Below are 12,226 nucleotides of genomic sequence, written 5' to 3' on the forward strand. Positions count from 1 at the left end.
GATTTAGACGAATTATGGTCAAGAGTTTGACATGACTAACAACGGATGATAGTATACCTCCCGGAAGATGGCCTCTTCCACCAACTTAGGGCCGGGCGTCCAGGTCTCTTCCACTTCTGTCCTGGGCGTCCGGTTTTTTGAATCAAAACAGCAGGAAAGGATGAATCAGCTTTGAACAATTTCTCCATCACAAAAGTTACAGGGCGCGAGATCATTGACTCCCGCGGCAATCCTACCGTTGAGGCGGAGGTAACCCTCGCCAATGGCATTATCGGACGCGGCGCGGCTCCGTCCGGCGCTTCCACCGGTGAATTTGAAGCACTGGAGCTCCGGGACGGCGATAAGAGCCGGTTCGGCGGCAAGGGCGTTTCCAAGGCTGTGAATAACGTCAATACCATGATTAACGACGTGCTCCAGGGCATCGACGCCCGGGACACTTACGCCGTGGACGGCGCCATGCTGAAGGCCGACGGTACCAAAGATAAGTCCAACCTGGGCGCCAACGCCATCCTGGCGGTTTCCATCGCGGCCGCGAAGGCTGCCGCCGAAGCGCTGGGCGTTTCCCTCCACCAGTTCCTGGGCGGCGTGCAGGGCAACAACCTGCCGGTTCCCATGATGAATATCCTCAACGGCGGCGCGCATGCCTCCAACTCTGTGGACACGCAGGAATTCATGATTATGCCCGCGGGTGCCTCCTCCTTCCGCGAAGGCCTGCGTATGTGCACAGAAGTGTTCCACGCCCTGCAGAAGCTGCTGAAGGCTGAAGGCGAGACCACCGCCGTCGGCGATGAAGGCGGTTTCGCTCCCAACCTGAAGAGCGACGAGGATACGATTGAGCATATCCTGCAGGCTGTGAAAGACGCCGGATATGAACCCGGCAAGGATTTTGTGCTGGCCATGGACGCCGCCTCCTCCGAATGGAAGAGCGAGAAGGGCAAGGGTTATTATCATCAGCCCAAGTCCGGCAAGGACTTCACCTCCGATGAGCTGATTGCCCACTGGGAGTCTTTGATCGACAAGTACCCGATCATTTCCATTGAGGATGGCCTTGATGAGGAAGACTGGGAAGGCTGGCAGAAGATGACCGCGAAGCTGGGCAGCAGGGTGCAGCTGGTGGGCGACGACCTGTTCGTGACCAACACGGAGCGCCTGGCCAAGGGTATCAAGCTGGGCTGCGCCAACTCCATCCTGATCAAGCTGAATCAGATCGGTTCTGTTTCTGAGACGCTGGAAGCCATCAAGATGGCCCACAAGGCCGGATATACCGCCGTCACCTCCCATCGCAGCGGTGAGACGGAGGATACCACCATTGCGGACCTGGCCGTGGCACTGAATACCCGGCAGATCAAGACGGGTGCTCCCAGCCGCTCCGAGCGCGTGGCAAAGTACAACCAGCTGCTGCGCATTGAGGAAAGCCTGGGTGCGAACGCCGTCTATCCCGGATTCGACGCTTTCCAGGTGAAGAAGTAAGTTTTTGATACCGGTTATCTGACAGTCCGCCGGAGAATACCGGCGGATTGTTCAATTTCAGATGGCTGAGCGAAGAAAACGCTTTTAGGAACAAGATAATCAGATCAGGGAGAAGACTGAATGTGCGCTGACAGAAAGGAGAATTCGAATGATGAAACTGGTACTGGTACGGCATGGTGAGAGCGAGTGGAACAAGCTGAATCTGTTCACGGGCTGGACTGATGTGGACCTGAGTGAAAAGGGGCACGAGGAAGCGAAAAACGCGGGAAAGCTGCTGAAAGAAGAAGGCTATGATTTTGACGTGTGCTACACCTCTTATCTCAAGCGGGCCATTCACACACTGTATCATATCCTGGATGAAATGGACCGCGCCTGGCTGCCGGTGAACAAGAGCTGGAAGCTGAACGAACGCCACTACGGCGCATTGCAGGGGCTGAATAAGTCGGAGACGGCTGAAAAGTACGGTGAGGAACAGGTAAAGATCTGGCGCCGTTCCTTCAACATCAAGCCGCCGGCCCTGGATGCGGACGATGAAAGATCCGCGCTGAAACAGCCGATGTACCGTGATGTGGACAAGGGACTGCTGCCTGCCAATGAAAGCCTGGAGACCACAATCGAGCGTGTGGTGCCCTATTTCAACGAAGTGATCAAACCTGACATGCAGGAGGGTAAGCGCGTCATTATCGCGGCTCACGGAAACAGCCTGCGGGCCCTGGTAAAATACTTTGACAACATCTCCGATGAGGAGATCGTCGGGGTTAATATTCCGACGGGAACCCCGCTGGTTTATGAGTTTGATGATGATTTCAAGGTAATCAGATCCTATTACCTTGGAGACCAGGAAGCACTGAAGGCCAAGATGGAAGCAGTGGCGAACCAGGGCAAAAAACAGCAGTAATCAAGCAAGGACATGTTGTGAAAGAGCTCCCTGCATCGGGCAATGCAGGGAGCTCTTGTTTGCGGCGGTTGCCTGATATTGACCGGTTGTTTGACAAGACTAACATGGCGTGCTAAAGTATCACCGATAACCGGATTATCAGTAAATGGATTATCAGTGAGAGGTGCGAATGTCGGTACGAGATACGAGCATTGATCCCAGGCTGCTGGAAAGCGCCCGGAAAGAGTTTATGGACCGCGGGTTTTTAAAGGCTGAACTGAAAACCATCTGCGATAACGCGGGCGTGACCACAGGCGCTGTCTATAAACGGTACAAGGGCAAGGAAGAGCTTTTCCGGGCGGTGGTGCAGGAAACGACGGAGAAGCTGGACAGCTTTATTACCCTGCGGCGGGAAATCGATTTTGCCCGGATGACGGACGATGAGGTGCGTGCGACATGGATTATGGATGAGAAAGCCATCCTGGACATGTTCAGGATGCTGTGGGATGTCCGTGAAGGCTTCGTGCTGCTGCTGGAAAAATCCGCCGGAACTGCCTATGAAAACTACGGGCATGATTTTGCCTTCCGGATGACGGACGCCTACATGCAATATTACCGGGAGACGAGGAGAAGGGGACTGGCGGAGGCGGAAATATCCGAAACCGAGATGCATATGCTTTGCTCCTCCTTCTGGATGGCGGTATATGAGCCCTTTATCCACAGGATGACCTGGGAGGAAATAGAGGAGCACTGCCGGGTGCTGTGCCGGTGCTTTGACTGGGCCGGGGCAATCTGTCTGAAATAATTAAGCCGTCGAAAGACGGCTTAAAATAAGACGAATGGTTAGTTTTAACTAATAAACAGAAGGTGAGAAAGACAGACAACAGGGGAACGGGGATCCAATGACGGAAAGAAAGCCCGGGTCACAGGCGTACCGCGGGCGAACAGGAGGAGTAAATGTTTAAAAAGGTTTCTGCGTATATCGGGGAATACAAAAAATACACGGTCTGGGCGGCCGTGCTGATGTCGCTGGGTATTGTGGCCCATGTGATTCCGTATTATTTCCTTTATCAGATTATCGCGCCGCTTACCAGGGGAGAACACATTGACCTGGGCTATATCATGATCCGGGTGGCCGGGGTGGCGGTGTGCGAGATTCTGTTCTCATTTCTTTATGTACAGGGGCTTTCTTTTTCCCATGTGAGCGCCTACAACACGCTGAAGAACCTGCGCGTTTCCCTGCAGGGAAAGCTGGAAAAACAGCCGCTGGGCAACATACAGGGACTGGGCACCGGACGGATCAAAAAGGTCTTTACGGATGATATCGACCAGATTGAACTGCTGCTGGCACACGCGATTCCGGAAGGCATTGCCAACATCTTCATTCCGGCGCTGATTGTTGTGCTGATGTTCATTGTCAGCTGGAAGCTGGGACTTTTGTCCCTGGTTCCCCTGGTTGTGGGCATGATATCCATGAGCATGATGATGAAGGCGGGCATGTCCAAAATGAACGCCTACTACGAATCCGCGGCCAGGATGAACAACACCATTGTCGAGTATGTGAACGGCATGGAGGTTGTGAAGGTATTCAACAAGGACGGGGAATCCTACCGGAAATTCGGGGACGTGGTCCGCAGCTATCGTGACTTTACCATCGCATGGTACAAGGTGTGCTGGCCGTGGATGGCTGCCTATTCCAGCGTGCTGCCCTGCCTGGCTCTGCTGATCCTTCCCGTGGGTGCCCTGCTGGTGCTGTCGGGAAGCATCGCACTGGACAAGCTGGTGCTGGTGCTCTGTATGTCCTTCGCCGTGGGTCCCTCCCTCCTGAAGGCGATGAACTTCGCGGGGAAATTCCCGCAGCTGGAATACAAGATTGCGGAGCTGGAGAAGCTGATGGATCATCCCCCGGTGAAGGAAGGAACCGCCGGATTTACGGGAAAGAACCGGGATATATCGTTTGAGGACGTTCACTTCAGCTATGAGGATACGGAAGTGCTGCACGGCGTCAGCCTGTCCCTGAAACAGGGAACCACAACGGCGCTGGTCGGGGAATCCGGCAGCGGCAAATCGACGCTGGCCAAGCTGCTGGTGCACTACTACGACCTGGACAGCGGAAAGATCCGGATCGGCGGGCAGGATATCACGGAGATGTCCCTGGAAGCACTGAACGACCAGATCGCGTACGTATCACAGGAGCAGTTCCTGTTTAACACTACCCTGTATGAAAACATCCTGATCGGCAAACCGGCCGCGACCCGAGAACAAGTGCTGGAGGCTGCGCACAGGGCACAGTGCGACGAATTCCTGCAGCGGCTGCCCCAGGGCATTGAAACCCAGGCGGGTGACGGCGGCAAACAGCTTTCCGGCGGCGAACGGCAGCGGATTTCCCTGGCCCGCGCTATCCTGAAGGACGCACCGATCATTGTGCTGGATGAGGCTACGGCCTTTATGGATCCGGAGAATGAAGAGAAGCTGAATCAGGCGATTGATGAAATTATCCGGAACAAGACGGTGTTTGTGATCGCACACAGGCTGTCGACAGTCCGGAACGCGGACCGGATCTGCGTGATGAAAGACGGAGCCTGCATAGCGGCAGACACACATGATAAGCTCCTGTCCGGCTGTGCCGAGTATAAAAAGTTCTGGGATGCCTCCGTCAGCGCGAGCGCCTGGAAGATCAAGGAGGCGTAAGACGATGCTGAAAATACTGCGCAGAATTATCAGGATGACCGGGGAATACAAAACGCGGATCCGGCTGTCCTATATACCGGCCTTCCTGAAGGGCATTATGCTGAAGGCTCCGCTGTTCCTGAGCTTTTTCATGATCAGCCTGTTCATGCAGGGACAGATGGACACGCAGAAATGCCTGTACTTCGGCATCGCAATCGTGGCCAGCGTGATCCTGGCAGCGGTTTTTGAACACGTCAGCAACGTGCTGCAGTCCGCAACGGGTTATATGGTGTTTGCCGACCTGCGGATGAAGCTGGGCGATCACCTGCGGAAGCTGCCCATGGGCTATTTCACGGAGGGCAATATCGGCAAGATCAGCTCGGTGCTGGGCACGGATATGGTTTTTATTGAGGAAAACTGTATGGGGGTGCTGTCGGAACTGGTATCCTTCATTATTGCCCAGGGACTGATGACGGTTTCCATGTTCGCAATGAATCCCTGGCTCGGCCTGCTTTCATTGGCGGTTGTGGCCGCGTTCATGATTGTAGGCAACCTGATGCTGAAGGTTTCGCTGAAGCATTCCGTGATCAAGCAGGAGGGAAGCGAATCCCTGACCGAGGAAGTGCTTGACTTCGCGGAAGGAATCGGCGTGATCAAATCCTACAACCTGCTGGGGGAAAAATCGAAAAAGCTGACCGATGAATTCGCGAAAAGCTGCCGGGAAAGTATCGCGTTTGAAATTGCCTACGGCCCCTGGGCCAGGGCACTGCATCTGACCTTCGGCATCGGAACGGCCCTGATGCTGGCGCTGTCAGGATTCCTTTTCAGCCAGGGCGTGATTCCGGATACCTATATGGTGGGTATGGCGCTGTTCCTGTATGACCTGTTTGGCTCCGTGAAGGGGTATTACAGCCAGATGGCCAGGCTGACCGTGACATCCGCAAGCCTGGACCGGATTGAGGAAGTGTTTGACGCTGAAGAAATGAAGGATGAAGGCTGGAAGACGTTTACGCAGGCGGACAGTGAAGCCGCAGCCATCGAGTATGACCACGTCAGTTTCGGCTACACCGGTAAGGACGTGCTGAAAGACATATCCTTTAAAGTGAAACCGGGAGAAATGACAGCGCTGGTCGGTCCGTCCGGCGGCGGAAAATCCACGATTGCTTCACTGCTGGCACGCTTCTGGGACGTTGGAAACGGAAGGATCCTGGTGAAGGGAAAGGATATCCGGGAAGTATCCCTCGGCAGGCTGATGGACCAGATCAGCATGGTGTTCCAGCGGGTGTACCTGTTCCAGGATACGGTTTACAACAACATTGCCATTGCCCGTCCGGACGCGACCCGGGAAGAGGTGGAGGAAGCGGCGAAAAAGGCAAGGTGCTATGATTTCATCATGCAGCTTCCGGATGGATTTGATACCGTGATTGGTGAAGGCGGAGCATCCATTTCCGGAGGCGAAAAGCAGCGGATTTCCATCGCCCGGTGTATCCTGAAGGACGCGCCGATCGTCATCCTGGACGAGGCAACGGCTAGCGTGGACGCGGACAATGAAAGGGCGATCCAGGAGGCCATCTCGGAGCTGTGCCGGAACAAGACCCTGCTGGTGATTGCCCACAGGCTGAAGACGATCCGGGACGCGGATCAGATCCTGGTGATTGCTGACGGGCAGATTGCTGAGCAGGGAAACCATGCGGCCCTGATGGACCGGCAGGGAGCCTATGCCCATATGGTGACGCTGCAGGCATCGTGATCCGCGAAGGAACGGTGCTGCCGGCAAAAACAAAGGAAGCCGCCGAAGTGATCGGCGGCTTCCTGCTTGTTCAGAAAGAATCAGGGCTTGGTGTAGGGGAAAACCAATTCCGGATAACCGAAGGCGGCAACGGTCACGGTGTACTGTGTGCCGGCTTCGAAGAGGGGGCTTTCATCGCCGTTGCGGGCCTTGACGACGCCGTCCGCGTTCAGGACGCCGTTTTCATCCAGGGCGATGAAGTTACCGACGGTACCGTGGTGGCCCACGATTTCCTGCTCGGCAGCCTTTTCGGCACCTTCGGCCAGGATCTGCACATGCTGGATGTTCTGCAGGAAATCGGCCATGGAACCGGAAGCAAGGGTGACTGCTTTACCGTCAAAGGAGATATCATCAGCAGAAAGGCCGCTGTCGATGATGAAGTAAGGCGCCTGGGCAGCGGCGGGACCGCCTTCAAAGGAGGGAGAACGGTACTTCGCGGTGGCGTCCACCACGTTCACATAGTAATAGCCGGCCTTCAGGGCAGCGATATCACTGAAGGTGATACTGACCTTGCCGTCGGCGATTTCCACGGTGTAGCTGTCGGCGGGAACGATTTCCTCATTGCGGACGCCCCAGCGGATATCCAGAACCTGAAGGTCAAAATCCTCCGGCAGGGCATTAGACAGGGTGACGGTATTTCCATCGAGCTTTTCAAAGGGGAGGGCGGAGCCTTCCACAGCCAGGAAGGTTTTGCCGGCTTTACCTTCAAAGGCGTTGATCACGGCTTCCTGCGCGGCGGCGCTGACCATGGTGGCGCCGGAAACGGCATCCATACCTGCGGTCATGTCCATGGCTTTGACTTCATCCACGGTTTTACCGACAAACTTGTCCAGCAAGCCACCGTTGACGGCGGCGTCAAAATAGGGCTTGTTTTTCTTTTCCCAGAATTCCTCATTGCCTTCCTGCACGGAGCCGGCGGCGCCGGTGCCGTTGTCCTTCACGGAGGTGATGACGCCGTTGTCATCAACTTCCACGGAAAGCTTCACGTTGTAGAAGGGCGGATGGATAAAGGGCGTTGTGGAAGGATAATTACGCTGATCCACGTTGGCGTCGCCCTCGAGCGTTTTGCCGGCCAGGGCACAGCCGGCGCAGGCGGCCAGGGACAGTACCAGCATCAGGGCGAGAAGGGAACGGAGCATTTTCATCAAAAAGGTCCTCCTTATATATAATAAGGTTAGAATTAACTAACAGCAAGATGATATCGTCCGCAGATCCGGGTGTCAATTCCTGCTATTGATCAAAAACGCGGCGATCCGGGCTCCTTGTAACGGAGCAGCATAAGGTATATAATCATTTGTGTTCCGGAAAGGCCCTGAAAAGTGTCCGCGGGGCCGGGCAGTCATTTTCGGATTGCAGAACGGAGCATCCATTGCAGAATGGAGTGGACGGTTTGCCGCTCCTTTTTTATACTTCCGTCAGTTAGCAAAAGCTAACAGAGAACGAAAGGAAGTATCAGAGTATGAACGGTAAACAGGACACAAGGTCGAACCTGCTGAACGGGAACGTCTTCAGAACCATGCTGTCGCTGAGCGTCCCGGCGATCCTGGGCATGGTGGTCATCGGCCTGTACAATTTCATGGACGCGGTTTTTGTGGGCCGGATGGTAGGCCCGGAGGCCATGACGGCGGTCAAGGTTTCCTATCCCTTCACCCTGCTGAACAGCGGTGTGGCTACGCTGATCGGTACCGGATCGGCTTCGGTCCTGTCCCGGGCTGTGGGTCGGAAAGACCAGGGAACGGTGAACCAGATCATGGGCAACCTGATCGCAATGATCGTACTGCTGTCCGTGATAATTACCGCGGTGGGTGAAATCTTTACAACCGGACTGCTTTCCCTCTCCGGCGCAAAGGGCGAAATCCTGACCCAGGCGGAAAAATACCTGAAGGTTGTCTACATCGGCTCCCTGTTTGTGAACTTTGCCCAGTCCGCCAATATGGTGATGCGCGGCGAGGGTAAGCTGAAGATCGCAATGGGCATTATGGCCGCGGGCGCGCTGCTGAACATCGCGCTGGATCCGCTGCTCATTTCCCTGATCGGCAAGGAAAACGGCATCCTGGGCGCTGCATGGGCTACCGTGATTGCGCAGGTGCTGCAGGCTGTATTTACCCTCTGGTACTTCCGGAAAAAGAGCGATAACGTACGAATCCACAAGATTAAGATCCATGGAAACCTGGTGGGCCCGGTGCTGAGCGTGGGCGTTTCCGCCATGCTGATGCAGGTAATGACCATGGTTCAGCAGACCATTATGTACAATACCGTGGAAAGATGGGGCGGCGGCAGCTGGCAGACCATCCTGGGCGCGTGCCTGAGCCTGCAGTCCTTCGCGTTTATCCCGCTGTGGGGCATCAGCCAGGGCTTCCAGCCGGCCATTGGCACCAACTACGGCGCCAAACAGTATGACCGGGTGCGGTCCTTCACGAAGGTCTTTATGATTGCTGCCACGGTGCTTGCCCTGGTGTTCTATCTCCCGATTATGCTGGCACCGCAGGGCATGCTGAGTATGTTCATTACGGATGCGGAAATCTGTGCCCAGGGCGCCCCGATGCTGCGGGTGCTGTTCTCCACCTATATCTGCTATGGTGTGCTGATCCTGGCGATTACCTTCTTCCAGGCCATCGGCAAGGCGTCCGCGGCTTCCGCAATGGCGCTGCTGCGGCAGGTGCTGCTGTTCCTGCCCCTGGTGGTGCTGCTGCCTACCGTGTTCGCGGTTCCCGTGCAGGGCGTATTCTACGCGCAGATGTTTACTGACCTTGTTGTGCTGCTGATCGGTATTATCCTGCTGATCAAGGCCTTCAGAACGATCCGAAAGGAAGAAAGATTATTAGCCTGATGGAAAAGGAAAAATGGGCGGAGACCCCGCCGGATGCTGACCAACTGTTTGACCGGTACATGTCTATGATCGGCCGGAAGGATTCCGAGATCACCTATCGTTTGAAAAACGATACGGGGGAGGGCATTATGCGCCGCCATAATGTGGCGAAAGGCGTGCAGCTGATCTACTCGGAGATTGAATCCTATACGCCGATGTACCAGGAGCAGAAGCAGTTTGTACGGTATCTGGAACTGATGTACATGGTGGAAGGCCACGCCGATTTTGAAATGGAAAACAGGCATTGTGCCAGTGCCGACAAGGGAGACGTGCTGCTTTTCAACAACCGGGTGGGCACGCGGGAATGCCGCGTGGGCAGGGGAGGCATGCGGTGCATCAGCATTGTGGTATTCCTGGATGACCTGGAGGAGACGCTGAACCGCTTCTTCGGTACCCGGGAGTTTGACCGGAAGCAGATGTTCGCGGATGTGCTGGATGCGGAGTCCTGCATCTGTTTTCCGGCCAACGAGATGCTGGAGAACATCTTTACTGGTCTCCAGCAGATCCCGGAGGAGTACGCGGATTACCACCGAAAGCTGCTGACCCTGCAGGCGGTGATTGCCCTGCTGGACGTAAGGGACGGGCGGAAAACCAGCCACCGGTATTTCAGCGGCGACACCGCGCATAAGGTGCATGAAGCCCGGAAACTGCTGGGTTGTGACCTGGGTTCCGAGCTGTCCGTGGAGACGCTGGCGAAAAAAATCAAACTGAACCGCACTACCCTGCAGCAGGTATTCCGGCAGATGTACGGCATGAGCATCTACGAGTACCGTACCCAGGTAAGGATGCAGGAAGCGAAAAACCTGCTGCTGCAGGACCGGCTGAGCGTGACGGAGATCGCAGGCCAGTGCGGCTACAGCAACGCGAGCAAGTTTGCGGCCTGCTTCCGCCGGATTACCGGCATGACGCCGGGAGAATGGCGGAGGAACAACGTCATCGCTGTAAGCGATAACACTGAAAATTAAGAATTCAGAATTAAGAATTAAGAATTAAATGTTGACGGCGGGGCTGTCTCTTCTGTCACACCCCCGCCGCGTCGTCCTTTGTATGGATTAACGAAAACGCCCGGATCCGTGATGGATCCGGGCGTTGATTTATGATCAGGATCAGCCGTTTACCGGCAGGATATCCAGGCTGCGCATGAGGTTCAGGCAGTTGTTGATCTGCTCTTCGGTCAGGGCCAGGCCGGGGGCTTCATCGCCGGCGGTCAGGGTCAGCTCGATCTCGTGGCCGAGGCAGATGGTGTAGAAGTCCAGGAAGTCCGGATCATCACCGGTTTCACGAACCAGCAGCAGGTCTGTGCCGGAATCAGTTTTGAACATGTCAAAGGTAACGGTGTTTTCCTCGCTGAAGCCCATCTTCAGGCGCTCCAGGCTTTCCGCGTCCAGGTCGGCCAGCTTGTTGACGCTGGCGTAGCTTTCGTTGAAGGAAACATAGATGTTCAGGCGGGGCGCGGCGGGATCCTCGCTGACCACAGCGCATTCCATGGTCAGTTCACTCTGGGAAAGAATGGAGAGGTGATAGCCTTCCGGCAGTACACCGCTGAACTGCATACGGTTCTGGAAATCAATTGAGGTTTTATCCTCCGCAAAGGCGGAAACACAGGTGAGCAGCAGGACTGCGCACAGCAGAAGGGAAAGCATCTTTTTCATACGGGTAATACCTCCTTTTGACGGGATCCGGTCAGTACTGACGGACCACATAGTTCTTCATGATGAAGCCGGTGGCTTCCGTGTTGGGATCCGCAACCTGGTACCAGCTCTGGGTTTCAGCAATGACAGTCAGCTGGGAGCCGGAACGGTAGGTTGCCAGCACTTCAGCATCCTTGCTGGGGGCCCAGCGCATGTTGACCCAGCCGCTGGCGCGGGAGGGACGAACCTGGACCACGAAGGGTGTGATCAGGCGGGCGGTGCGGAATTCCTTGTTCAGCTCCGCCATGGTATCGGTATATGCGGGAAGAACATTCGGTCTTGCCGTAGGCGCAAGCGTCGGAATGGCGGTGGGAATGGGCGTGGGCGTTACGACAACCAGGGGAGCCGGCTCAAACCACTGCAGGAAACGGCTCTGGACGTAAGCTTCACCGATCTTATCCCACTTGATGCAGGCCCAGCCGTTATCCAGGAAGCGGATAACGCTCAGCTTGGAACCGTAGGGAGCGAGGCCGATGATGTTTTCGCCGACATAGGGCGTGCTCCGGACGTTCAGTCCCTGGCCGTTGTCCGTATAGACATACATGGTCATGACGGATTGATCCAGATAAGTATAGCTGTTGGGGGAGGACGCGGCCGTACCGATGCCGGATTCAGCAACGGCGGCAGCAAGGCCCAGCAGCAGAGCCAGCGCAAGCACAAGAGACAGCAGCTTTCTGTTCATAAGAAATACCCTCCTTCATGCGGACCGGTTGTCAGTGTTATCCGACAGGATTTGTATCCTTCCGGATATACCGATTATACCAAAAAAACGGGAGAGGGGGGGATTTTATTCCCGGAATAAAATTGCAATTCATAATTCATAATTCACAATTCATAATTATGATTTGTCCTGCCACTGT

10 protein-coding genes are annotated in these 12,226 nt (G+C 55.4%); 7 read left to right on the plus strand and 3 right to left on the minus strand.

The genetic code is table 11. The features are described 5' to 3' along the window. Positions 1 to 171: 171 nt before the first annotated feature. From eno to JRC49_11310, 5 genes are all read left to right on the plus strand, one after another. Entirely contained in the window at positions 172 to 1,470 is a 1,299-nt protein-coding gene (gene eno / locus JRC49_11290) for a phosphopyruvate hydratase (protein QTE70383.1), read from the plus strand. A 151-nt stretch (positions 1,471 to 1,621) separates the two neighbouring features. Next, entirely contained in the window at positions 1,622 to 2,368 is a 747-nt protein-coding gene (gpmA, locus tag JRC49_11295) for a 2,3-diphosphoglycerate-dependent phosphoglycerate mutase (protein ID QTE72867.1), read from the plus strand. Between the two features lie 169 nt (positions 2,369 to 2,537). Next, positions 2,538 to 3,152 (plus strand): TetR/AcrR family transcriptional regulator, encoded by a 615-nt coding sequence (locus JRC49_11300; protein ID QTE70384.1) that lies wholly within the window; start codon positions 2,538 to 2,540, stop codon positions 3,150 to 3,152. A gap of 152 nt (positions 3,153 to 3,304) precedes the next feature. Next, entirely contained in the window at positions 3,305 to 5,038 is a 1,734-nt protein-coding gene (locus JRC49_11305; GenBank protein QTE70385.1) for an ABC transporter ATP-binding protein, read from the plus strand. Positions 5,039 to 5,042: 4 nt separating this feature from the next. Beyond that, positions 5,043 to 6,767: an ABC transporter ATP-binding protein gene (locus tag JRC49_11310; GenBank protein ID QTE70386.1), complete on the plus strand. Its 1,725-nt coding sequence runs from the start codon at positions 5,043 to 5,045 to the stop codon at positions 6,765 to 6,767. Positions 6,768 to 6,847: 80 nt separating this feature from the next. Here JRC49_11310 and JRC49_11315 read toward each other — a convergent pair whose 3' ends face one another. After that, on the minus strand, positions 6,848 to 7,951 hold the full coding sequence (locus JRC49_11315; protein QTE70387.1) for an FMN-binding protein: 1,104 nt from the start codon (positions 7,949 to 7,951) through the stop codon (positions 6,848 to 6,850). Positions 7,952 to 8,265: 314 nt separating this feature from the next. On the opposite strand from JRC49_11315, the gene JRC49_11320 reads away from it, so the two are divergent. Further along, positions 8,266 to 9,636 carry an MATE family efflux transporter gene (locus JRC49_11320; protein QTE70388.1) on the plus strand — a complete coding sequence of 457 codons (1,371 nt, stop codon included), beginning with the start codon at positions 8,266 to 8,268 and terminating at the stop codon, positions 9,634 to 9,636. Next, positions 9,636 to 10,640 carry a helix-turn-helix transcriptional regulator gene (locus JRC49_11325; GenBank protein QTE70389.1) on the plus strand — a complete coding sequence of 335 codons (1,005 nt, stop codon included), beginning with the start codon at positions 9,636 to 9,638 and terminating at the stop codon, positions 10,638 to 10,640. Before JRC49_11320 ends, JRC49_11325 begins: the two co-directional genes overlap by 1 nt. Before the next feature lie 141 nt (positions 10,641 to 10,781). On the opposite strand, the gene JRC49_11330 is transcribed toward JRC49_11325, so the two are convergent. Both JRC49_11330 and JRC49_11335 read right to left on the minus strand, forming a co-directional pair. Continuing rightward, positions 10,782 to 11,327: a hypothetical protein gene (locus tag JRC49_11330; GenBank protein ID QTE70390.1), complete on the minus strand. Its 546-nt coding sequence runs from the start codon at positions 11,325 to 11,327 to the stop codon at positions 10,782 to 10,784. A gap of 31 nt (positions 11,328 to 11,358) precedes the next feature. Continuing rightward, entirely contained in the window at positions 11,359 to 12,048 is a 690-nt protein-coding gene (locus JRC49_11335) for an SH3 domain-containing protein (GenBank protein ID QTE70391.1), read from the minus strand. Positions 12,049 to 12,226: the final 178 nt, after the last annotated feature.

It is taken from the genome of Clostridiales bacterium FE2011, from assembly GCA_017569305.1.
In the GTDB taxonomy this organism is placed as follows: domain Bacteria; phylum Bacillota; class Clostridia; order Christensenellales; family Aristaeellaceae; genus Aristaeella.